General features: G+C 71.7%; 22 protein-coding genes. 14 read left to right on the top strand and 8 right to left on the bottom strand.

Annotation, left to right across the window (positions count from 1 at the left end):
- Positions 1-8: 8 nt before the first annotated feature.
- Entirely contained in the window at positions 9-1,805 is a 1,797-nt protein-coding gene (locus tag ACGFZK_RS27830) for an AMP-dependent synthetase/ligase (protein WP_393851588.1), read from the bottom strand.
- A gap of 255 nt (positions 1,806-2,060) precedes the next feature.
- Between ACGFZK_RS27830 and ACGFZK_RS27825 the strand changes: the two genes are divergently transcribed.
- From ACGFZK_RS27825 to ACGFZK_RS27800, 6 genes are all read left to right on the top strand, one after another.
- A complete protein-coding gene (locus ACGFZK_RS27825; RefSeq protein WP_393851605.1) occupies positions 2,061-2,864 on the top strand; it encodes a metallophosphoesterase in 804 nt (267 codons plus the stop codon).
- 163 nt (positions 2,865-3,027) lie between these two features.
- On the top strand, positions 3,028-3,468 hold the full coding sequence (locus ACGFZK_RS27820; protein ID WP_393851587.1) for an SRPBCC family protein: 441 nt from the start codon (positions 3,028-3,030) through the stop codon (positions 3,466-3,468).
- An 84-nt stretch (positions 3,469-3,552) separates the two neighbouring features.
- Positions 3,553-4,710 (top strand): ArsA family ATPase, encoded by a 1,158-nt coding sequence (locus tag ACGFZK_RS27815; protein ID WP_393851586.1) that lies wholly within the window; start codon positions 3,553-3,555, stop codon positions 4,708-4,710.
- A 78-nt stretch (positions 4,711-4,788) separates the two neighbouring features.
- Entirely contained in the window at positions 4,789-5,259 is a 471-nt protein-coding gene (locus tag ACGFZK_RS27810) for a DUF5304 domain-containing protein (protein ID WP_393851585.1), read from the top strand.
- Between the two features lie 61 nt (positions 5,260-5,320).
- Complete coding sequence (locus ACGFZK_RS27805) at positions 5,321-6,262, top strand: ROK family glucokinase (RefSeq protein WP_393851584.1); 942 nt, start codon at positions 5,321-5,323, stop codon at positions 6,260-6,262.
- 85 nt (positions 6,263-6,347) lie between these two features.
- Positions 6,348-7,097 (top strand): endonuclease/exonuclease/phosphatase family protein, encoded by a 750-nt coding sequence (locus ACGFZK_RS27800; protein ID WP_393851583.1) that lies wholly within the window; start codon positions 6,348-6,350, stop codon positions 7,095-7,097.
- 136 nt (positions 7,098-7,233) lie between these two features.
- Here ACGFZK_RS27800 and ACGFZK_RS27795 read toward each other — a convergent pair whose 3' ends face one another.
- Together ACGFZK_RS27795 and ACGFZK_RS27790 are read right to left on the bottom strand one after the other, a co-directional pair.
- A complete protein-coding gene (locus tag ACGFZK_RS27795; protein WP_393851582.1) occupies positions 7,234-7,821 on the bottom strand; it encodes a hypothetical protein in 588 nt (195 codons plus the stop codon).
- On the bottom strand, positions 7,814-8,593 hold the full coding sequence (locus ACGFZK_RS27790; protein WP_393851581.1) for an alpha/beta hydrolase: 780 nt from the start codon (positions 8,591-8,593) through the stop codon (positions 7,814-7,816). The genes ACGFZK_RS27795 and ACGFZK_RS27790 overlap by 8 nt, the downstream gene beginning before the upstream one ends.
- Positions 8,594-8,763: 170 nt before the next feature.
- Between ACGFZK_RS27790 and ACGFZK_RS27785 the strand changes: the two genes are divergently transcribed.
- From ACGFZK_RS27785 to ACGFZK_RS27765, 5 genes are all read left to right on the top strand, one after another.
- Positions 8,764-9,504 (top strand): lysophospholipid acyltransferase family protein, encoded by a 741-nt coding sequence (locus ACGFZK_RS27785; protein WP_393851604.1) that lies wholly within the window; start codon positions 8,764-8,766, stop codon positions 9,502-9,504.
- A gap of 47 nt (positions 9,505-9,551) precedes the next feature.
- A complete protein-coding gene (macS, locus tag ACGFZK_RS27780) occupies positions 9,552-10,766 on the top strand; it encodes a MacS family sensor histidine kinase (RefSeq protein WP_393851580.1) in 1,215 nt (404 codons plus the stop codon).
- A gap of 59 nt (positions 10,767-10,825) precedes the next feature.
- The gene (locus ACGFZK_RS27775; protein WP_189964683.1) at positions 10,826-11,470 is read left to right on the top strand and encodes a response regulator transcription factor; all 645 of its coding nucleotides are present in this window, start codon (positions 10,826-10,828) and stop codon (positions 11,468-11,470) included.
- A 165-nt stretch (positions 11,471-11,635) separates the two neighbouring features.
- Positions 11,636-12,664, top strand: coding sequence for a 6-phosphofructokinase (locus ACGFZK_RS27770; protein WP_393851603.1), 1,029 nt, complete (start codon positions 11,636-11,638; stop codon positions 12,662-12,664).
- Between the two features lie 125 nt (positions 12,665-12,789).
- Positions 12,790-13,083, top strand: a complete 294-nt coding sequence (locus ACGFZK_RS27765) for a hypothetical protein (protein ID WP_393851579.1) — start codon at positions 12,790-12,792, stop codon at positions 13,081-13,083.
- A 37-nt stretch (positions 13,084-13,120) separates the two neighbouring features.
- Here the strand turns inward: ACGFZK_RS27765 and ACGFZK_RS27760 are convergent, their stop codons facing one another.
- A complete protein-coding gene (locus ACGFZK_RS27760; RefSeq protein WP_393851578.1) occupies positions 13,121-15,076 on the bottom strand; it encodes an anthranilate synthase family protein in 1,956 nt (651 codons plus the stop codon).
- A 346-nt stretch (positions 15,077-15,422) separates the two neighbouring features.
- On the opposite strand from ACGFZK_RS27760, the gene ACGFZK_RS27755 reads away from it, so the two are divergent.
- Entirely contained in the window at positions 15,423-16,772 is a 1,350-nt protein-coding gene (locus ACGFZK_RS27755) for a class II 3-deoxy-7-phosphoheptulonate synthase (protein ID WP_393851577.1), read from the top strand.
- 165 nt (positions 16,773-16,937) lie between these two features.
- Positions 16,938-17,204 (top strand): bacterioferritin-associated ferredoxin, encoded by a 267-nt coding sequence (locus tag ACGFZK_RS27750; protein ID WP_393851576.1) that lies wholly within the window; start codon positions 16,938-16,940, stop codon positions 17,202-17,204.
- 38 nt (positions 17,205-17,242) lie between these two features.
- Here ACGFZK_RS27750 and bfr read toward each other — a convergent pair whose 3' ends face one another.
- Positions 17,243-17,719 carry a bacterioferritin gene (bfr, locus tag ACGFZK_RS27745; protein ID WP_030010525.1) on the bottom strand — a complete coding sequence of 159 codons (477 nt, stop codon included), beginning with the start codon at positions 17,717-17,719 and terminating at the stop codon, positions 17,243-17,245.
- Between the two features lie 173 nt (positions 17,720-17,892).
- Here bfr and ACGFZK_RS27740 point away from each other — a divergent pair, with 173 nt between their 5' ends.
- On the top strand, positions 17,893-18,525 hold the full coding sequence (locus ACGFZK_RS27740; protein WP_327262083.1) for a sulfite oxidase-like oxidoreductase: 633 nt from the start codon (positions 17,893-17,895) through the stop codon (positions 18,523-18,525).
- A 13-nt stretch (positions 18,526-18,538) separates the two neighbouring features.
- Here the strand turns inward: ACGFZK_RS27740 and ACGFZK_RS27735 are convergent, their stop codons facing one another.
- From ACGFZK_RS27735 to pknB, 3 genes are all read right to left on the bottom strand, one after another.
- Positions 18,539-19,069 (bottom strand): DUF4396 domain-containing protein, encoded by a 531-nt coding sequence (locus ACGFZK_RS27735; RefSeq protein ID WP_393851575.1) that lies wholly within the window; start codon positions 19,067-19,069, stop codon positions 18,539-18,541.
- A 93-nt stretch (positions 19,070-19,162) separates the two neighbouring features.
- On the bottom strand, positions 19,163-20,020 hold the full coding sequence (locus tag ACGFZK_RS27730; RefSeq protein ID WP_393851574.1) for a deoxyribonuclease IV: 858 nt from the start codon (positions 20,018-20,020) through the stop codon (positions 19,163-19,165).
- A 9-nt stretch (positions 20,021-20,029) separates the two neighbouring features.
- A complete protein-coding gene (pknB, locus tag ACGFZK_RS27725) occupies positions 20,030-21,949 on the bottom strand; it encodes a Stk1 family PASTA domain-containing Ser/Thr kinase (protein ID WP_393851573.1) in 1,920 nt (639 codons plus the stop codon).
- Positions 21,950-22,535: the final 586 nt, after the last annotated feature.

The following is a 22,535-nucleotide window of genomic DNA, read 5'->3' as shown; positions in this document are numbered from 1 at the left end:
ACGCCGCCCTAGCCGCGGTACAGCGCCTCGATCTCGTCCGCGAAGTCCTTCGCCACCACATTGCGCTTGAGCTTCAGGGACGGCGTGATGTGACCCGACTCCTCCGTGAACTGGGAGGGAAGAATGCGGAATTTCCGCACCGATTCCGCCTTGGAAACCGCCGCGTTGCCGTCGTCCACGGCCTTCTGGACGGCGGCGATCAGCTCCGCGTCCTCGCGCAGCTCCGCCGCCGTCACACCGGCCGGCTTGCCGTTCTCCGCGGCCCACCGGCCGAGGAACTCCTCGTCGATGGTGACCAGCGCCGCCACGAAGGGCCGCGCGTCGCCCACCACCATGCACTCCGCGACCAGCGCGTGCGCGCGGATCCGGTCCTCGATCACGGCCGGCGCGACGTTCTTGCCGCCCGCCGTGACGATGATCTCCTTCTTGCGGCCGGTGATCGCGAGGTAGCCGTCCTCGTCGAGGGTGCCGACGTCGCCGGTGTGGAACCAGCCGTCGGTCAGCGCCTCGGCGGTCGCCGTCTCGTTCTTCCAGTACTCCTTGAAGATGTGCTCGCCGTGCAGCAGCACCTCGCCGTCGTCCGCGATGCGCACCACGGAGCCGGGCAGCGGCTGGCCGACCGTACCGATCTTCGTCTTGTCCCACGGGTTGAAGGCCGTGGCCGCACAGGACTCGGTGAGGCCGTAGCCCTCCAGCACCGTGAAGCCGATGCCGCGGAAGAAGTGGCCGAGCCGCTCGCCCAGCGGGGCGCCGCCGGAGATCGCGTACTCCCCGCGCCCGCCGAGGACCGTGTGCAGCTTGCTGTAGACCAGCTTGGAGAACAGCTTGTGCTTGAGGCGCAGCCCCAGCGACGGGCCGCCCGGGGCGTCCAGCGCGCGGCTGTAGGCGATCGCCGTGTCCGACGCCGCGTCGAAGATCTTGCCCTTGCCGTCGGCCTGCGCCTTGGCGCGCGCCGAGTTGTAGACCTTCTCGAAGACGCGCGGGACGCCGAGGATCAGCGTGGGACGGAAGGACTGGAGCTCGTCCGTCAGGTTCTTGATGTCCGGTACGCAGCCCAGGCGGATCGGCGCCAGCACGGCCGCCACCTCCACCAGGCGGCCGAAGACGTGCGCGGCCGGGAGGAAGAGCAGCACGGAACACTCGCCGGTGCGGAAGAGCGGGCTCAGGCGCTCCACCACGTTGCCGCACTCGGCGAAGAAGTTGCGGTGGGTCAGCACGCAGCCCTTGGGGCGGCCGGTGGTGCCCGAGGTGTAGACGATGGTGGCCGGGTCGTCGGCGTTGGCGAAGCTGCTGCGCTCCTCGACCTCGGCGTCGGAGATCTCCGCGCCGGCGGCCTTCAGCGTCTCCAGCGCGCCCTGCTCGATCTCCCAGACCTCGCGCAGCTCCGGCAGCCGGTCGCGCAGGGAGGCCACGGACGCGCTGTGCGCCGGGCTCTCCACGATGACGGCGACGGCGCCGGAGTCGCCGAGGATCCACTGGACCTGCTCGGGGGAGCTGGTCTCGTACACGGGGACGGTGACGCCGCCCGCGCTCCAGATCGCGAAGTCGAACAGCACCCACTCGTAGCGGGTGCGGGAGATGAGGGCGACCCGGTCGCCGGGCCGGATGCCGGCCGCGATGAGGCCCTTGGCCGCGGCCCGGACCTCGGCGAGGAACTCGGTCGCCGTCACGTCCTGCCACCGGCCGTCGACCTTGCGGCTCATGACGGCGGTGTCTGGATGCTGAGCGGCGTTGCGGCGGATGAGATCCGTCAGGTTCCCGTCCGACGGGACCTCGTACAGGGCCGGAAGGCTGAACTCGCGCAAGACTGCTGCTCCTCTGGGCGCCATCGCCACCATGTGGACCGACCGGACGTTACCCACCGGTAGTGGGTTCCCGATAGGGGGAACCGGCCAGATGTTCCGTGCGTCACATTCTGTACTTACCCCACTCGCCCCCGACGTGCCGACAGTAGTCGACCCCCCTTGAGACTCGGAAGTAACCGCAGGTCCGGCCGCTTCCGTCACCCGCACTACCCGCCGCCACCAGGCAGCTCTAGGGTTGGCCGCATGGCTGGCAGCATGCGGGGAGAGCGGTCGGGGACGTGCGGATCAGGCCGTACCCGGGTCCACGTCGTGAGCGACGTACACGGCAACACGGAAGCCCTCGCCCGGGCGGGCGACGGCGCCGACGCCCTGATCTGCCTCGGCGACCTCGTGCTCTTCCTCGACTACGCCGACCACTCGCGCGGGATCTTCCCCGACCTCTTCGGCGTCGAGAACGCCGACCGGATCGTCGAGCTGCGCACCGCGCGCCGCTTCGAGGAGGCCCACGCCTTCGGGCGGCAGCTGTGGACCGGCCTGGACCGGGACTCCCTGATCGAGGGCGCGGTGCGCCGCCAGTACGCCCAGATGTTCGCCGCCTTCCCCAGCCCCACCTACGCCACCTACGGAAACGTCGACGTCCCGGGCCTGTGGCCGGAGTACGCCGACCGCGACGGCATCACCGTGCTCGACGGCCAGCGGGTGGAGATCGGCGGCCGCGTCTTCGGCTTCGTCGGCGGCGGACTGCCCTCCCCGATGCGCACCCCCTACGAGGTGGACGTCGAGGAGTACGCCGCCAAGGTGGAGGCCCTCGGCGAGGTGGACGTCTTGTGCTCCCACATCCCGCCGGAGGTGCCCGAGCTCTGCTACGACACGGTCGCACGCCGCTTCGAGCGCGGCAGCGAGGCCCTGCTCGCCGCCATCCGCCGCACCCGCCCCCGCTACGCACTCTTCGGGCACGTCCACCAGCCGCTGGCCCGGCGGATGCGCATCGGGAACACCGAGTGCGTGAACGTGGGCCACTTCGCGGCGACCGGCCGGCCCTGGGTCCTCGAATGGTAGAGATCCAGCCGGTTCACGGCGGGCGCCCACAGGGTGCGGGAGGCGCTGGAGTGGCGGAGTCCGCACGCGCGGTAGCCTTCACGCGGCGGCCCCAGGCCGCACACATCCTCGAACTCCCCCAGCTGCCGCTGGGAGGTAACCCCAGCCCGGAGGAGCGACCGCGATGGCGGAACACACCAGCTCAAGCATCACGATCGAGGCTGCGCCCACCGACGTGATGGCCGTGATCGCCGACTTCGCCCGTTACCCCGAGTGGACCGGCGAGGTGAAGGAGGCCGAGGTGCTGGCCACCGACGCCGAGGGGCGCGCCGAGAAGGTCCGCCTGCTGCTCGACGCGGGCGCGATCAAGGACGACCACACCCTCGCCTACACCTGGAAGGGCACGGACGAGGTCAGCTGGACCCTGGACAAGTCCCAGATGCTGCGCCAGCTCGACGGCTCGTACCGGCTCGCGGCGGTCGACGGCGGCCGGCGCACCGAGGTCACCTACCAGCTGACCGTGGACGTCAAGATCCCCATGCTCGGCATGATCAAGCGCAAGGCCGAGAAGGTCATCATCGACCGGGCGCTCGCGGGCCTGAAGAAGCGCGTCGAAACCGTCTGAGGAGTGCGGGCGTCCGAGCCGTCCCAGCTGTCCGGGACGCCCGAGCGTCCGAGCCCGCCTCCCCGCACCCCGGAGCACCCGCACATGCACACCTTGCTGATCACCGGCCCCGGCGGGGCCGGGCGGACCACCGTCGCGGCGGCCACCGCCCTCGCCGCGGCCCGCAGCGGAAGGCGGGTGCTGCTGCTCTCCGGCGACGTGGGAGACCCCCAGGGCGCCCTGCTCGCAGCCCCGGCCGTACCCGGGCTACGGGTGGCCCGCGTCGACTCCGGCGAGGAGTTCCGCGAAGAGCTCGTCGCCCTCCAGCAGCGCGGATCCGCCCTCCTCGGCATGGTCGGAGCCCGGCCCCTGGGCGCCGAGGAGATCACCGAACTGCCCGGCGCCGGGGAATTCGCCCTGCTCCGCGCCCTGCGGCGGGCCGCCGCCGCACCGAGCACCGACCTCGTCGTCGTCGACCTGCCGCCGCTCCACCAGGCCGTGGCCACCCTCGCCCTCCCCGCCCAGCTGCGCCGCTACCTCGCCCGGCTGCTCCCCGCCGAGAAGCAGGCCGCCCGCGCCCTGCGGCCCGTACTCGCCCAGCTCGCCGGCGTCCCCATGCCCGCGCAGTGGCTCTACCAGACCGCCGCCCGCTGGGACGAGGAGCTGGCCGCCGTCCAGGCCGTCATCGAGGCCGGCACCACCGAGCTGCGCCTGGTCGCCGAACCCGGCCCGGCCGCCGCCGACGCGCTGCGCCTCGGCCGGCTCGGGCTCGCCCTCCAGCAGCTGCCCGTCTCCGCGGTCGTCGCCAACCGGATGGTCCCCCAGGACTCCGCCGACCCGTGGCTCGCAGGTATCGCCGCCCAGCAGGAGAAGTACGCCGCCGAGTGGGCCGCCGAGCTCCCGGTGGTGCCCCTCGCCCACCTCGGCCGGGACCCGCGAGGCCCGCAGGACCTGGAGCAGCTCGCCGACACCGACGGGCTCGTACCGCAGGCGCCCGCCCCCCGCCGGCCCTGGGCCGTCGAGGACCGGCTCGCCGAGGACGGGGTACTGGTCTGGGCGGTACCGCTGCCCGGCGCGCACAGGAGCGACCTCGACCTCGTACGCCGCGGCGACGAGCTGCTGCTCACCGCCGGCCCCTACCGCAGGATCGTTCCGCTGCCCGCGGCGCTGCGCCGCTGCACCGTCTCCGGCGCCGCCCTCGCCCACGGGGAGCTCCGCATCCGCTTCACCCCGGACCCGGGACTGTGGCCGCGTACGCAGTGAACCGCGTACCCCCGTTCGGGTACCGTCGAAGGTAGTCCGTACCGCACGTCCAGCAGCCGCCGCAGGAGAGAGTCCGCCATGAGCGAGGCCACCGACCGCCCCACCGACGACGACGCCTGGGCCAGGGCCTGCGCCGAGGACCTCGCAGCGGAGAAGGAGCGCCTGCGCGGACAGGGCCAGGCCGGAGCCGGTGGCACCGGCACCGGCACCGCCGCCGAAGAGCTGTTCAAGCTGTTCGAAGCCGTCGCCGACAAGGTCTCCGGGCTGAACAACCCGCTGTTCGGCGTGGCCGCACAGGGCGCGGTGCGCCAGATCGTCGACCAGGCCAAGACCGCCGCCAAGCCCGTCATCGAGCGCAACCCCGAGGTGTTCGACCACCTCGCGGCCGCCGGCTCCGAACTCCTCGCCGCCTACCGCTCGGCCGTCGAGGGCCACGAACGCCGCTGGACGCGGGACGAACCCCCGGCCCCCCGCCAGGCCTCCCACGACCGTGATCCCCGCGACGAGGGCCCCGACGACGGCCCCTCCGAGCGGATCGATCTCGACTGATCCTCCGGAAGCCTCGGGTACCGTTGGCCGTGGCGGGGTTTGACCGGAAACCGAGGGACTAATGGGACTCACCATCGGCGTCGACATCGGCGGCACGAAGATCGCGGCCGGCGTGGTCGACGAAGAGGGCACGATCCTTGAGACGTACAAGGTGCCCACCCCGCCGACCGCGGACGGAGTGACGGAGGCCATCTGCGCCGCCGTTTCCGAGGTCAGCAGCAACCACACCATCGACGCCGTCGGCATCGGCGCCGCCGGATACGTGGACGACAAGCGCGCGACCGTACTCTTCGCGCCCAACATCAACTGGCGGCACGAACCGCTGAAGGACAAGGTCGAGCAGCGCATCGGCCTGCCCGTGGTCGTCGAGAACGACGCGAACTGTGCGGCCTGGGGCGAGTACCGCTTCGGAGCGGGACAGGGCCACGAGGACGTCATCTGCATCACGCTCGGCACCGGCCTGGGCGGCGGCATCATCATCGGCAACAAGCTGCGGCGCGGACGCTTCGGCGTGGCCGCCGAGTTCGGGCACATCAGGGTCGTCCCCGACGGACTGCTGTGCGGCTGCGGCAGCCAGGGCTGCTGGGAGCAGTACGCCTCCGGGCGCGCGCTCGTCCGGTACGCGAAGCAGCGCGCCAACGCCACCCCCGAGAACGCGGCGATCCTGCTCGCCCTCGGCGACGGCACCCCCGAGAGCATCGAGGGCAAGCACATCAGCGAGGCCGCCCGGCAGGGCGACCTGGTGGCCATCGACGCCTTCCGCGAGCTGGCCCGCTGGGCCGGCGCGGGCCTGGCCGACCTGGCCTCCCTGTTCGACCCGTCCGCGTTCATCGTCGGCGGCGGCGTCTCCGACGAGGGCGACCTCGTCCTCGACCCGATCCGCAAGTCGTTCAAGCGCTGGCTGGTCGGCGGCGCCTGGCGGCCGCACGCGCAGGTGCTCGCCGCGCAGCTCGGCGGCAAGGCCGGGCTCGTCGGCGCGGCCGACCTGGCCCGCCAGGGCTGACGGTCCTTCCCGTCCTTCATTTCCACACGCAGCCGCCCGCCGCGCCCCTTGGGGGAGCGGCGGGCGGCTGCGTATCTTGCGGGGCATGGACCAGCTGCCGAAGTCCCGTACGGAGCCCGACGGTTCTGCCGTGATCCGGGTACTCAGCTACAACATCCGCTCGCTGCGCGACGACGAGGAGGCGCTGGTCCGGGTCATCCGGGCCTGCGAGCCCGACCTCGTCCTCGTCCAGGAGGCCCCGCGGTTCTTCCGATGGCGCAAACACGCGGCGCGGCTGGCCGCCCGGTGCGACCTGGTGGTGCTGGGCGGGGGCGCGACGGCGGCCGGGCCGCTGCTGCTGTGCTCACTGCGGGTCTTCGTGGAGCGCACGGACGACGTCCTGCTGCCGCGCACCCCCGGCCTGCACCGCAGGGGCTTCGCCACGGCGGTGATCCGGGTCGGGGGCGTCCGGGTGGGCCTGGCCTCCGTGCACCTCTCGCTCCAGGCGGCGGAGCGGCGGGCCCATGCGGGGCTGCTGCTGGACCGGCTGGCCGGCATGGACGTGCCGTACGCGATCGTCGCGGGCGACCTGAACGAGGGCCCGGACGGGCCGGCGTACGGACTGCTCGCCGCCGAGCTCCAGGACTGCCGGGCGGTGGCCCCGTGGGGCGGCGGACCGACCTTCCCGGCGGCGGCGCCGGACCGCCGGATCGACGCCGTGTTCGCCACGAAGGGGGTGGAGGTGCTGGCCTGCGGCGTCCCCGAGGACCTGCCGGGCCTCTCGGCCACGGACCTCCGTGCGGCGACGGACCACCTGCCGGTGCTGGCGGCCCTCCGCGTCGCGGCCACGACGTAGCTCGGCGGTCCCGTACTCCGGCAGCGGCGCCGTTGCCGGGGGCGCTGCCCCCGGCCCCCCCGCCTCAAACGCCGGCGGGGCTGAAGTGCCCCCGCGCCTCGAACACCGGCGGAGCCGAATTCAGCCCCGCCGGGGATCAGACGACCGCGCCGCGGCCCGGGTCGTCGTCATCGTCCTCGTCGCCGTGTGCCATGCGGGCCACCAGTGTCGCGAAGCCGCCCAGGAAACCGCCGATGCCCAGCGTCGTCAGCCACCAGGTCATCTCCCACTGCAGGAGCACCGCCAGCAGCAGGAGCACCGGGCCGCCGACCACCGCCAGCCACGCGAACTTCGCCGTCGTGTCCGCCGGCGGGAGCTCCGGCTCCGGGGGAACGAAGTGGCCCTCCTCCGCGGGAGTCAGGTCGTCGTCCTTCGGCTCCGCGAGCGCGTGGTCCCGGGGACCGGCCATGCCCACGCCCGGGGCGAACACCACGGAACTCCCCAGCGCCGCCGGAGGCTCCGGCTCGGCGTCCGGTGCCGCCTCGGCCCCGGCCCCGGCCTGGGGCTCCGGCTTCGGCAGCGGCTTCACGTCCTCCTCCGGCAGGAGAAGGTTCTCGATCGGCTTGAACGGCCGGGCCCCCGGCGGGTCCGGCGGCTCCTGCCCGTACCCGGCGACGATCGCCGCCCACGCCGCTTCCTCGTCCAGCGGCGGAACCCCGCCCGACTGCTCCTCGTGCTCAGCCACCGGCCTCCGCCCCCTCCCTGCCCACGCTCTCCGCCAGTCGGCCGATGAACGCATAGCTGTCCGCGAAGATCCGCTCCGCGTCATGGTCCAACGTCGCGACGTGGTAGCTCTGTTCCAGCAGGGTCTCGGTGACATCCGTCGAGGAGACCCGGGCCAGCACCCGCGCGGAGTCGACGGGCGGTACGACGTGGTCCTGCGGGCTGTGCAGCAGCAGCAACGGCTGCGTCACCTGCGGCAGATCGGCGTCCACCAGCTGCAGGAACTTCCGCAGCGAGTGCGCGGCCCGGGTGGGGACCCGGTCGTAGCCGACCTCCTCCGAGCCCGGCTTGGCGATGTCGCTCGCGATGCCCGGGGTGGAGCGGATGAAGTGCTTGGTCACCGGCAGGGTCACGGCCCGCGGGTCGTGCACCTTGTTGGCCGGGTTGACGAGCACGATGCCGCTGATGGCGTCCCCGTGCTTGGCCGCCAGCCGCAGGGACAGCGCCCCGCCCATCGACAGCCCGAAGACGAACACCTGCTCGCACCGGTCGAGCAGCTCCCGCAGGGCGCGGTCCACCTCGGCGTACCAGTCCTGCCAGCCCGTGAGCTGCATGTCCTGCCAGCGCGTTCCGTGCCCGGGCAGCAGCGGCAGTGACACCGTCAGGCCCTGCCCGGCGAGATACTCGGCCCAGGGGCGCAGCGACTGCGGGGAACCGGTGAAGCCGTGGCAGAGGAGGACGCCGACCTCTCCGCCCTCGTGGCGGAACGGCTCGGCTCCAGGGAGGACGGGCACCAGGGTCTCCTTGATCATGATGTACGTCGGGTGGGTGCGTTGCTCTGTGTGACTTCACCGTACGCGACCGGGGTGGCACCGGCCAGGGTCGTCGGGCCGCTGCCGGTGTAGGCACGGGATATGGTCTGTTCGACAGACACAGGAAGGCTTTCGAGTTGATCTACGGCGCAATGAAGTTCTCGATCGGCGGATCACTGAAGCTTGCTTTCAGGCCGTGGGTGGAGGGCCTCGAGAACATTCCCGCGGAGGGGCCGGCGATCCTCGCGAGCAACCACCTTTCCTTCTCCGACTCCTTCTTCCTGCCGGCGGTGCTGGACCGGAAGGTCACCTTCATCGCGAAGGCGGAGTACTTCACCTCCCCGGGCGTCAAGGGCAGGCTGACGGCCGCCTTCTTCAAGGGCGTCGGCCAGCTCCCGGTGGACCGCTCCGGCGCCCGCGGGGCCGGCGAGGCCGCGATCAAGAGCGGCATCGACGTCATCGAGCGCGGGGAGCTGTTCGGTATCTACCCCGAGGGCACGCGTTCACCCGACGGACGCCTGTACCGCGGCAAGCCCGGCGGCCTGGCCCGCGTGGCCCTGGCCACCGGTGCGCCCGTGATCCCCGTGGCGATGATCGACACGGAGAAGATCCAGCCGCCCGGCAAGGTGGTCCCGAAGCTGATGCGCCCGGGCATCCGGATCGGCAAGCCGCTGGACTTCAGCCGCTACCACGGCATGGACAACGACCGCTTCATCCTCCGCTCGGTGACCGACGAGGTCATGTACGAGATCATGAAGCTTTCCGGCCAGGAGTACGTCGACATCTACGCGACGGCGGCCAAGCGCCAGATCGCCGATGCCGAGAAGGCCGAGAAGGCCGCCAAGGCCGAGAAGACGGACAAGGCCGAGAAGCCCGACGGCACGTCGGAGTAGCTGCGCGCGGGCGGTACGGGTGGTACCGCCCGTGAGGGGTGGGGGAGATGGCGAAACGCGAGCGCGTCGTACGCATGTCGGTCGAGCAGCCGCTCTGGCGCGCCCTGACGGGGTACCGGCTGCTCACCATGGTCTACGCGGTGCTGCTGTTCGCCTCCGCGTACAAGGACTTCCCGCACCCCGGTGTCGCCGGCGGCTACCTCGGCTTCCTCGCCGTCTGGACCCTCGCCACCTCCCGCAAGGTGGCGAACGCCGCCAGCTGCACCAAGGGCTTCCTCGTCGCCGACCTCACCGTCGCGATCGTCGGGATCGTGCTCACGCCGATCGCCGACACCCACGAGCGGATCACGGCGGGCGGCCCCACCCTCCCCACCATCTGGACGGCGGGCGCGGTCCTCGGCTTCGCCATCAAGGGCGGCTGGCGCTGGGCCTGTTTCGCCTCCACCATCGTGGCGGCCGCCAACATCGTCATACACAGCGGCCAGCCCACCCGCGACACCCTGCACAACGTCCTGCTGGTCTGGGTCGCCTCCGTGGCCATCGGCTACGTCGTCGAGGTCGCCCGGGCCAGTGAGAACACCCTCGCCCGCGCCCTGGAGATCGAGGCCGCCACCCGCGAGCGCGAGCGCCTCGCCCGCGACATCCACGACGGGGTCCTCCAGGTCCTCGCCATGGTCCAGCGGCGCGGCACCGAGCTGGGCGGCGAGGCCGAGGAGCTCGGCCGGATGGCGGGGGAGCAGGAGGTGGCGCTGCGCACGCTGGTCTCCAGTGGCCTGGTGCAGCCCTCCCGGGTCTCCCGCGACGAGTCGCGGGGCGCGCTGGTGGACACGTACGAGGTGGAGGAGCCCGGCGCCGACGACGAGCTGGACCTGCGTTCGCTCCTCGCCCCGCACGCCGGGTCCCGGGTGAGCTTCGCCGAGCCGGGCACCCCGGTACCGCTGCCGGTGCCCGCCGCGAAGGAACTGGCCGCGGCGGTCGGCGCCGCCCTGGACAACGTGCGCAAGCACGCCGGGGAAGGGGCACGGGCCTGGATCCTGGTCGAGGACTGGGGCGACGAGGTGATCGTGACCGTTCGCGACGACGGCCCCGGCATTCCCGCGGGCCGGCTCGACCAGGCGGAGGGGGAGGGCCGGATGGGAGTGGCCCTGTCCATCCGCGGCAGGCTGCGCGACCTCGGCGGAAGCGCCGATCTGGTGTCCGTCCCCGGGCAGGGCACCGAAGTGGAACTGAAGGTACCCAGGGGGAGGACGGACAAGAGATGAGCGAGCGCACCGACGTGAACGACCCGAACAGGCCGAACGCACTGCACGAGATCAGGGTGATGGTCGTCGACGACCATCCGATGTGGCGGGACGCGGTCGCCCGCGACCTGGCCGCCGCGGGCTTCGACGTCGTCGCCACCGCGGGCGACGGCGCCGAGGCCGTACGCCGGGCCCGCGCCGTCACCCCCGACGTGCTGGTCCTCGACCTCAACCTGCCCGGCATGCCGGGGGTGCAGGTCTGCAAGGAGCTGGTCGGCGCCAACCCCGCCCTGCGGGTCCTGGTCCTGTCGGCCAGCGGTGAGCACGCGGACGTCCTGGAGGCGGTGAAGTCCGGCGCGACCGGCTACCTGTTGAAGTCCGCCGGCGCCCAGGAGCTCATCGACGCCGTGCGCCGCACGGCGGCCGGCGACCCGGTCTTCACCCCGGGCCTCGCCGGTCTGGTGCTCGGCGAGTACCGGCGCCTGGCCACCGATCCGCTGCCGGCCACCTCCGACGAGCCGAAGGCGCCGCAACTGACCGACCGGGAGACCGAGGTACTGCGGCTGGTGGCCAAGGGGCTGTCGTACAAGCAGATCGCCGAGCGGCTGGTCATCTCGCACCGCACCGTCCAGAACCACGTCCAGAACACCCTGGGCAAGCTGCAGTTGCACAACCGGGTGGAGCTCGTCCGGTACGCCATAGAACGCGGCCTCGACGACGCGTAGGCCGGCCCGGGGGACGTCCGCACCGCCCGTCGATCGTACTTACGTCCTCGTACGAGTGAACGGACGTACGCAACGCCTCACGATTCCACCGGAATTGACCTCTCCAGGCCCCTTGCTGTGACCTGGGTCACCACTAGCGTGACCGTCATGGCGATTGGAGATTCCATGAAGGTCGGAGTGCTGACCGGCGGCGGCGACTGCCCCGGGCTCAACGCGGTGATCAGGGCCGTCGTCCGCAAGGGCGAGCAGGAGTACGGCTGCGGGTTCGTCGGGTTCAAGGACGGCTGGCGGGGCGCGGTCGACGGGCGGACCGTCCCCCTCGACATCCCCGCCGTCCGCGGCATCCTGCCCCGCGGCGGCACCATCCTCGGCTCCTCGCGCACCAATCCGTTCAAGACGGAGAACGGCGTGCGGGCCATCAAGGACAACCTCGCGAAGTACGAGGTGGACGCGCTCATCGCGATCGGCGGCGAGGACACCCTCGGGGTCGCCGCCCGGCTGTACGAGGAGTACGGCATCCCCTGCGTCGGCGTGCCGAAGACCATCGACAACGACCTGTCGGCCACCGACTACACCTTCGGCTTCGACACCGCCGTCGGCATCGCGACCGAGGCCATCGACCGGCTGCACACCACGGCCGAGTCCCACATGCGGGTCCTGGTCGTCGAGGTCATGGGCCGCCACGCCGGCTGGATCGCCCTGCACTCGGGGCTCGCGGGCGGCGCCAACGTCATCCTCATCCCGGAGCAGCGCTTCGACATGGACGAGGTCTGCGCCTGGGTGACCTCCCGGTTCAAGGCGAGCTACGCGCCGATCGTGGTGGTCGCGGAGGGCGCGATGCCCAAGGACGGGGAGATGGTGCTGAAGGACGGCACCCTGGACTCCTTCGGCCACGTCCGGCTGTCGGGCGTGGGCGAGTGGCTGGCCAAGGAGATCGAGGCGCGGACCGGCAAGGAGGCCCGTACGACGGTCCTCGGGCACATCCAGCGGGGCGGCACGCCGAGCGCCTTCGACCGCTGGCTGGCGACCCGGTTCGGGCTGCACGCGATCGAGGCGGTGCGCGACGGCGACTTCGGGAAGATGGTCGCACTCAAGGGAACGGACATCGTCCGGGTGCCGATCGCCGAGGCCACGTCGAAGCTCAAGACGGTGGATCCCGCGCTCTACAAGGAGGCCGGGGTCTTCTTCGGCTGAGCGAGGACCCGAGACCATGGGCCGTACGGTGACGCGCGGCCCATGGTGCCGCGGCCCCTTGAGTTCACCCGGGCTTCGCCGGACGGCCATGCCCGCGGAGCGGGCCGGCGGCTAGGTTCGTCCGCGTGGACATCCCTTCCGTGGGCCGGTGGCTCATGCTGGCCCTTGCCGCGATCCAGATCGTGTACGCCGTCCGGGCCCTGAAGCCCGCGCTTCGGTCCCGGCCGGGGCAGCGGGTGGACGCGCGGCTGGCCCTCGCCGATCACGTGGGGGGCGCGGCGGCGTCGGTGGCGCTCGCGGCCGGCGACCTCACCGCGCTGCTGTGCGCGCTGGTGGCTCTGGGCCCGGTCATGACCTGGCAGCTGGTGCGCCACCTCCGGCGCGACGGAGCCCCGCGCCTCGAACACCGGGACGGCTGACGGATCCATCCCGCCCGGCGGCCGAAGGCGGCAGGGGCTACGCCGGGGACGCCGCCCGGATTCCGGTCAGCAGCTCGCGCAGCACGTCCGCGCCCCGCAGGGTGAGGACCGACTCCGGGTGGAACTGCACCCCCGCGAAGCCCCCGGCGGGGGAGCGCAGCGCGTGCACCTCGCCCGTTCCGGGGTCACGGGCCACCTCGACGCCCCGCTCCGCCAGCCGGGCGGCCCGGGCGTCGTCGCAGTGCGCGGTGTACGTGTTGTAGAAGCCGACCACCTCCTCGGCCCCGAACAGATCGATCCGGGTCTGCGCCCCCTGCGCCGGCTCCGCCTTGCGGATCAGCGGGAGGCCCAGCTCCGCCGCCAGCAGCTCGTGGCCCAGGCAGACTCCGACCAGGCCGTGGCGGTGCGAGGCCAGCAGCCCGGCCGCCAGCGCGCGCAGCATCCGCATCTTCGGGTCCGCCGACTCGGCCGGGTTGCCCGGGCCGGGGCCGAGGACGACCGGGCCCTCCCAGGCCAGGGCCGCCGCCCGCAGCCCCGGATCGTCGTAGCGGCGTACGGTCACCTCCAGCCCGGCCACCCGCAGGACGTGCGCCAGCATCGCCGTGAAGGTGTCCTCGCCGTCCACCACCAGCGCGTGGCCGGTCGCCGGAGCCGGCCGCTCCTGCATCCGCAGCCAGAACGGTGCCAGGTCCTGGCGGCGCGCTTCGAGGGCCGCCTGCACACGGGGGTCGTCCGCCAGCCCGGCCCCCTCGAACGCCGGGCGCGGGGCCGCCGCACGCACCCCGAGCGCCGCCAGCACGCCCGCCGCCTTCGCGTGGGTCTCCGCCACCTCGGCCGCCGGATCGGAGTGCCGGACGAGGGTGGCGCCGACGGGCACCCGCAGCACGCCGTCCGCCGTGATGTCGGCGGTGCGGATCAGGATGGGGGAGTCGAGGGTCTGCGCCCCGGCGGGGTCCAGGCCCAGCAGCGCCAGCGCCCCCGCGTAGTAGCCGCGCCCGCCCGTCTCGTACCGCTCGATGACCCGGCAGGCGTTCTGCACGGGAGAGCCGGTGACCGTCGCCGCGAACATGGTCTCCCTCAGCACCTCCCGCACGTCCAGCGAGGACCGGCCGCGCAGCTCGTACTCGGTGTGCGCGAGGTGGGACATCTCCTTCAGCCGCGGCCCGACGACGACCCCGCCCATGTCGCCGACCGTGCACATCATCTTCAGTTCCTCGTCCACCACCATCGACAGTTCCTCGGTCTCCTTGCGGTCGCCGAGGAAGGCGAGGAGGGACTCGGCCGTCGGCCCGCCGGCCGGATAGCGGTACGTGCCGCTGATCGGGTTCATCACGACCGTGCCGCCCACCCGTCGGCCGCCGCCACCGTCGACCGGGAGCGTTTCGCGCCCGCTCCTCCCGCTCGACATCCGCACGTGCACCTCGGGGCTGGCCCCGACGAGGGTCCGCTCCCCGGTGTGGACGACGTACGTCCAGTACGCGCCCCGCTCGCCCTCCAGCAGCCGCCGGAACAGCGCGAGCGCGTCGGCCGGGCCGAATCCGTCGATGCGGCCCTCGAAGGTGCGCCGGATGACGAAGTTCGCGCCCTCGCCGCGGCCGATCTCGTCCTCGATCACCCGCCGGACGGTGGCCGCGTACTCCTCGTCGGGGACGTCGAAGGCCCCGCCGTCGACCCGCACCGGGTGCCGGGGCAGTGCGGCCATCACCTCGGCGAGCGGGATCTCGTACGCCTCCTCGGCGACCAGCACGCTCAGCGGCGTGCCGTCGTCGCGTACGTCGAAGCCGCGCTCGCGGATCTGCCGGAAGGGGACGAGGGCGAGGGCGGGCAACTCGCCCACGGGCAGGTCGGCGAGCCGTTCGACCTCACTGACCTGCCCGATCAGCACTTCGACGGTGTCGTGGTCGCGGCCGGGGGTGCGCCGGCGCAGCAGGGCGAACGGCGGGCAGGAGGGGTCGAGCAGTCGGCTCAGTCGGTTGGGTCGGCTGGAATCCATGGGGCGGAGCGTCCTTCCGGTGGGAGGAGCGGCCCCCGGGATTCGACAGCACGGTCGAAAACGCGGAAGGCCGCCCCTCGGGGCGGCCTTCGCGTCGTGCGTGTCTTCAGGTACGCGCGAGAAGTGGACCGCCGGGAGCGGGCCACCACCAGTTCTGGTGCGCGTGCACGTACATGGTGGGCACCTTAGCCCAGAGCGCCCCCGTGGCGCAGGATCCGTCTCACGGCGTGGGCTGAACCATGGATTCCGTTCCGCTGGGCGCCCGCAACCTTTGAGCTGGTTCGTCTCACGTTGTGGGCGGGGGGCCGAACGCGGCGTGTAACGCCGTAATGTGTACGAGGTGACCGTGAACGCTGAAACCCAAGCCCCCGCCGCCAAGGCGACCTGGCGAGACCTTCCCGCGGCGCAGCAGCCTTCGTACCCCGATGCCGAGGCTCTGCGCGCTGTCGTCGCGGACCTCGAGTCGTATCCTCCGCTCGTTTTCGCGGGCGAATGCGACCAGCTGCGTGCCCGTCTGGGAGCCGTCGCCAAGGGCGAGGCGTTCCTGCTCCAGGGCGGCGACTGTGCCGAGGCCTTCGACGGTGTCTCCGCCGACCACATCCGCGCGAAGCTGAAGACGCTGCTCCAGATGAGCGCCGTCCTGACGTACGCGGCCTCCGTGCCCGTCGTCAAGGTCGGCCGCATCGCGGGCCAGTACTCCAAGCCGCGCTCCAAGGACACCGAGACCCGCGACGGCGTCACCCTGCCGACCTACCGCGGCGACTCCGTCAACGGCTTCGCCTTCACCGAAGAGGCCCGGATCCCGGACCCCGAGCGGCTGAAGCGCATGTACAACGCGTCCGCCTCGACGCTCAACCTGGTGCGCGCCTTCACCACCGGTGGTTACGCCGACCTGCGCCAGGTGCACGCCTGGAACCAGGACTTCGTGAAGTCCAGCCCGTCCGGTCAGCGGTACGAGCAGCTGGCGCGGGAGATCGACAACGCGCTGAACTTCATGAAGGCGTGCGGCACCGACCCGGCCGAGTTCAAGGCCGTCGAGTTCTACGCTTCCCACGAGGCGCTGCTGCTCGACTACGAGGGCGCCCTGACCCGCACCGACTCGCGTACCGGCAAGCTGTACGACACCTCCGGCCACATGGTCTGGATCGGTGAGCGCACCCGCCAGCTGGACCACGCGCACATCGAGTTCTGCGCGCAGATCGCCAACCCGATCGGCATCAAGCTGGGCCCCACCACCACGGTGGACGAGGCGCTGACCTACATCGACCGTCTCGACCCCGAGCGCGAGCCGGGCCGGCTGACCTTCGTCGTCCGCATGGGCGCCGACAAGGTCCGCGACAAGCTCCCCGAGCTGGTCGAGAAGGTCACCGCCTCCGGCGCGACCGTCGGCTGGGTCACCGACCCGATGCACGGCAACACCTTCGAGGCGGCCTCGGGCCACAAGACGCGCCGTTTCGACGACGTGCTCGACGAGGTCAAGGGCTTCTTCGAGGTCCACAAGGGCCTCGGCACCCACCCGGGCGGCATCCACGTCGAGCTCACCGGTGACGACGTCACCGAGTGCGTGGGCGGCGGCGACGAGATCTTCGTCGACGACCTGCACCAGCGCTACGAGACGGCCTGCGACCCGCGGCTCAACCGCAGCCAGTCCCTGGACCTGGCGTTCCTGGTCGCCGAGATGTACCGCGACCAGTAGGGATCACTCGGTACCTTCGTACGACAGTGGGGCGCGGATCGATGTGATCCGCGCCCCACTGTCGTATCCGGGGCTTTTAGGTGACCCTAACTTTGGGTACGGTTAGGTAAGCCTCACCGAAATGGGGATGGCTCGCTGAACCGCAGAACCATTCCGCCCTGGGAGGTGAACCGCGTGTACGTCTGCTCTTGCTTCGGGATCACCGACAAGCAGGTCAAGGAGCACGCGTCCGCCGGGGCCTGCACCCCGCGCCAGATCGCCTCGGCCACCAAGGCCGGCACCGACTGCGGTTCCTGCGTCCGCACCATCCAGGGCATCCTCGGCCGTGGGGCGTGCCCGCGCCGGGAGCTGCTGGAGAAGGGCGAGGCGGCGACCGTACTCGCCGCGGACCCGGGTTCGGCCCGTTCGGCGGAGCTGGCGGAAGCGGCCTAGAGCCCGAGAGCCGTAGGGCCGTAGGGCCCGGTGGTCGCTTAGCTCGGCTGCTCGATCAGCTGCGCGATGTAGAGCGGCTCGCCCAGGGACTCGATGAGCTCCAGCTGGGTGTCGAGGTAGTCGATGTGGTGCTCCTCGTCCTCCAGGATCTCCTCGAAGAGCCGCGCCGAGGTGATGTCACCCTTGCCGCGCATGACCTCGATGCCCCGCTTGAGCCGGTCGATCGCCTCGACCTCGACCTGGCGGTCCGCCTGGAACATCTCCGTCAGGGTCTGCCCGACGCGTACGTGGAAGAGGCGCTGGTAGTTCGGAAGACCGTCGAGCATCAGGATGCGCTCGGTGATCTTGTCCGCGTGCTTCATCTCGTCGATGGACTCTTCACGCGTGTACTTGGCGAGCTTGGTCCAGCCCTTGTTGTCCTGGATGCGGTAGTGCAGCCAGTACTGGTTGATGGCCGTCAGCTCGCCGGTCAGCTGCTCGTTCAGAAACTCAAGGACCTCGGGGTCGCCCTGCATCGCAGAGGCTCCTTCCAGGCAATGTCAGCTATGTGACGGGGCAGTTGCGCGCATCCTTGCACCGCCGCCAGGGGCCGTCCAGTAAGTGCCTCCTTAGTGGGAGTTACCGCGACTTGCCCGAATCGGCCCAGACCTGGTCATGACCACCCTGCCCAGTCTGTCACCATGGAGTCATGGGTCAGCCGGAAAGCCGGGAATCTCCGGGAGCAGAGCAGCTGGAGCTTCCACCGGGACAGCGGCTGCAGAGGGGCTGGCCGGTCACCCATTACGGGCCCGTACCCAAGTTCAAGCCGGACCGCTGGGAGTTCCGCGTCTTCGGTGCGACGGCCGACGGGGACAAGCACTGCTGGAATCACGAGGAGTTCACGGCCCTGCCGTTCGACTCCGTCGTGGCCGATCTGCACTGCGTCACGAAGTTCAGCATGCAGGGCGCCGAATGGGGCGGTGTGCTCGCCCGTGAGGTCCTCGCCCTGGCGCCGCCCGCGCCGCAGGTCACGCACGTGATGGTGTGGGCCGAGTACGGCTTCAGCTCCAACCTGCGCCTCGCCGACTTCGCCTCCGAGCGGACCGTTTTCGCCACCCACGAGGGCGGTGAACTGCTCACCGCCGAGCACGGTTTCCCGGTACGGCTGGTGGTTCCGCACCTGTACGCCTGGAAGGGCCCCAAGTGGGTCCGCGGCATCGAGTACATGACCGCCGACCGCCGCGGCTTCTGGGAGGAGCGCGGCTACCACAACATCGGCGACCCCTGGCGCGAGCAGCGCTACTCGTACCAGGAGGAGCCCGGGGAGGGCCCCGAACTGTAAGGGCGCCCCGCGCTCAGTGGTGGTATCGGTGCACGACCGCGTGACCCTTGCCGCGGCCGATCATCCACTTGTTGACCGGGGTCGTGATCACGAAGGCGGCCGCGAGCGCGATCGCCAGGACGATCCAGAACAGCGGCTCCGACAGGTGCGCGTCCATCGCCCCGGGCCACAGGGCGATCACCCCGTTGTCGATCAGCTCCATGACGGCGATCGAGAGGGTGTCGGCGGCCAGAGCCACCCGGATTGCCGTACGGAGGTCGACGCCCGCGGCGAGGACCCCGCGCAGGGTGAGCGCGTAGCCGAAGAAGAACGCGAGGACGATCGCCAGGATCATCGTCTGCACGTTCCCCCAGCCGAGAGCGGTACCGATGATCATGCCGAGCACCTCGCCGATGGCGCATCCGGTGAGGCAGTGCAGGGTGGCCCGGGCGGCCATTCCCCAGCTGACGGGGCCGCCGGCGCCGTGTGCGTGCCCGTGGTGCTGGTGACCCTCGTGACCCTCGTGACCCTCGTGACCTTCGTGTCCCTGGTGCATCTGCTCCATGACAACCCCCTCGTGGGAACGGCGGGTAGCGGCTCCGTCGATATGACCGGAAACCCATATACCCCCCGAGGGTATTCCTCGGGAGTCGGTGGATCACTGCGGGCCGCGCAGCTCCTTCAGCAGCGCGATGTCCGCCGCGTGCCCCTCCGGGCCCCCGGGCGTCTCGATGATCAGCGGCACGCCGTCCATCGCGGGGTGCGTGAACAGCTCCGCGAAGGCGTCCCGGCCGATGTGCCCCCGGCCGATGTTCGCGTGCCGGTCCTTGTGGGCGCCGACGCCCTCCTTGGAGTCGTTCGCGTGGACCAGCTTCAGCCGGCCCTCGCCCACCGTGTCCACCAGCAGGTCCAGCGTCAGCTTCGCCCCGCCCGGCTCCGCCAGATCGTGACCGGCCGCGAAGATGTGGCAGGTGTCCAGGCAGATCCCCAGCTTCGGATGATGGTCGAGCGCCTCGAAGTACGGCCCGAAGTCCCAGGTGCGCGAGCACAACGAGAAGCCCTGCCCGGCCGTGGACTCCAGCAGCAGGAAGGGGTCGTCGTCGTGCGTCAGCTCGTCCAGTAGCGGCAGCATGTGCTCCCTGACCTGCGCGTACGCCGCCTCCCGCGGGCGGCCCGCGGTCGCCGACCCGGTGTGCACGACCACCCCGAGCGCGCCGATCTCCCGGCCACGGCGCAGCGAGTGGCGCAGGGACTCCACCGACTTCTCCACGGTCGCCTCGGTGTGCGAGCCGAAGTTGATCAGGTACGGGGCGTGCACGTACGCCGGGATGGACCCGGCCGCGCACTCCGCCCGGAACCGTTCGTCCTGAGCCGGATTGCCGACCGGGGTGGCCCAGCCGCGCGGATTGGCGACGAAGACCTGGACGGCTTCGGCGCCCATCTCCCGGGCGTAGGTCAGTCCGACGGAGGCGAGCCCCCCGGCAACGGGGACGTGCCCGCCCACTGGATTGCGCATCACTACGGCTTACAGCCCCTTGGTCCTGATGGTGATCGTGCTGCCCTCGGGGGCGCTCTGTCCGGCCGGCACCGACTGGGTGTCCACCGTGTTGCTGAAGGAGATCAGCGGCCGGTCCACCTTCACCTTGAAGCCGGCGGCCTCCAGCGCCTTGCGGGCCGCGTCCACCTCCTGGCCGGTCACACCCGGGACCGGGAGCTGGCGGGGGCCCTTGGACACGGTCAGCGTGACCGTGTCCCCGGCCGCGGCCTGGGTGCCCGCGCCGATCGACTGGTTGGCGACCGTACCGGCCGCGGTGGGGGAGTTGACCTGCTCGGGGGCCGTCGCGACCTTGAGGCCCAGAGCCTCCAGGGCCGCCTTCGCCTGGTCGACGGGGGTCCCCGTCACGCTCGGAACCGGCACCGGACGGCCCTTGCTGACGAGGAGCGAGACGGCCGTGTCGGGCGCCCGCTTCTCGCCGCCCGCCGGATTGGTGCTGATCACCGAGCCCTGGGCGACGTCCTGGCTGAAAGCCTGCGTGACCATGCCGGGCGCCAGCCCGGACTGCGTCAGCTCGGCCTTGGCCTCCTCCAGGGGCCGGCCCTTCAGGTTGGGCACCGCCACGACCTCGGGGCCGCGGGAGATGGTGATGGTCACCGCGCCGTTGCCGCGGATCCGCCGGCCGCCCGGAGGATCGGTGTTCATCACCGTCCCGCGGTCGAAGGCGTTGCTGAACTTCCGGTCGACCCCCTTCACGCCGAGTCCGGCCGCGGACAGCTGGGAGCGGGCCTGCTCCTCGGTCTTGCCGAGCAGATTGGGGACCTTCGTGAACTGGCCGGAGCTGATGTACCAGACGCCGACCCCGAGGCCGAGCGCCAGCAGCACGCCCGCGATGACGAGCAGCACCCCGCGGCTGGGCCGCCGGGACACGGCGCCGGCCGGCCGGTGCGAGGGCGGAGCGGCCACCGGGGGCGGCATCTCCAGACGGGAGGTGTGCTGCACGGGCTGCTGCGCGGCCACCGGACGCGGGATCACGCCGGTGCGGTCCTCGGCGGACGAACGCTCCTCGGCGCGTGCCTGCGGCGGTGCGGCGTCCAGCTCGGCATCGCTGAGCAGCGCGCGGGCCTCGCGGGCGAGGCCGAGCAGGGCGGCCGCGTCGTACGGGCGCAGCTCGGGGTTGCGGGCGGTGGCGTGCGCGACGAGCTCGTCGAGTCCGACGGGGAGCCCGGGGACCACGGCGGACGGGGGCGGGACGTCCTCGTGCAGGTGCTGGTAGAGCACCTGCGCGGGGGTGCCGCCGAGGTGGGGCTTGGAGCCGGTGAGCATCTCGTAGAGGACGACACCGCAGGCGTAGACGTCCACGCGGGTGTCGGTGATGCCGTTCTCGATCTGCTCGGGGGCCAGGTAGGAGACGGTGCCGAGGACGGAGCCGGTGGTGTTGGTGACCGAGTCGACCGACCGGACCAGCCCGAAGTCCGCGACCTTGACCCGGCCGTCGTCCCCGATCAGGACGTTCTCGGGCTTCATGTCGCGGTGGACGAAACCGGCCCGGTGGGCGGCTCCGAGGGCGGCCAGGACCGGCTCGAGGATGTCAAGGGCCGCGCGGGGCTGGAGCGCGCCGCGCTCGCGGAGCACGTCGCGCAGGGTGCAGCCGGAGACGTACTCCATGGCCAGGTAGACGTACGGCCCGTCCGTGCCCTGGTCGAAGACGGCGACCACGTTGGGGTGGGCGAGCCGGGCGACGGACTTCGCCTCCCGGATGAACCGGTCCACGAAGCCGGCGTCGGCGGCGAGGGCCGGGTGCATCACCTTCAGGGCGAGCACCCGGTCGAGGCGGGTGTCGACGGCCCGGTAGACCGTGGCCATGCCGCCGGCCGCGATGCGGGCGTCGATGCGGTAGCGGCCGTCGAGCACGCGCCCGACGAGGGGGTCATCCAGGGTCGTATCCACCCGGCGATTCTACGAGCCGCCACGAACCGCCCGTCCTCGGCGGGTCGCCTTGCAGCGCAGCTGTGACGTGGGGACGGACGGGCGGGGGGGCCGCGCGGACGGGGTGGTGAGGTGGGGCGGGGGCTTCGGTGGGCGGGAGCCGGCTGGGCGGGGTCGGGAAGTGCGGCGGGGGTCCGGGTGTGCGGGAGTCGCGCGGGCGGCATCAGGACCCGGGGCGGTGGCTTCGAGTGGGCGGGATCCTGGCGGGCGGCATCAGGGATGTGTATGGGGGTTTCCCGTCAGTCTCATCGTCTCTCCGGTTCGGGCCGGTCCCTCAAGGGCGCTCGTTCCTCGCGTCGCTTCGCGATGTCGCTGCGCTCCACCCTTGACCGACCGTCCCGCCCCGGAAAGTCGAAGACTGTCGGGAAGCCCCCAAAAGAACGAGCCGGTCCAAGGACAAAGGGACGGCCTCGTCGGAGATGCCCAGCCCGGTCGGGCGCGAGAGGCACGACCGACAGGCGGGGCCCATGCCATGCACCGGCCGGGTCAATGAGGCGCGCCACATCGCTACGCGCTCCTCACCTCTCAGCGTCCGACGACCGTCTTG

This window comes from Streptomyces sp. NPDC048257 (assembly GCF_043201855.1).
GTDB lineage: Bacteria > Actinomycetota > Actinomycetes > Streptomycetales > Streptomycetaceae > Streptomyces.
The sequence above is the reverse complement of the archived record's forward strand: the minus strand, read 5'-3'. Positions and strand labels throughout refer to the sequence as shown.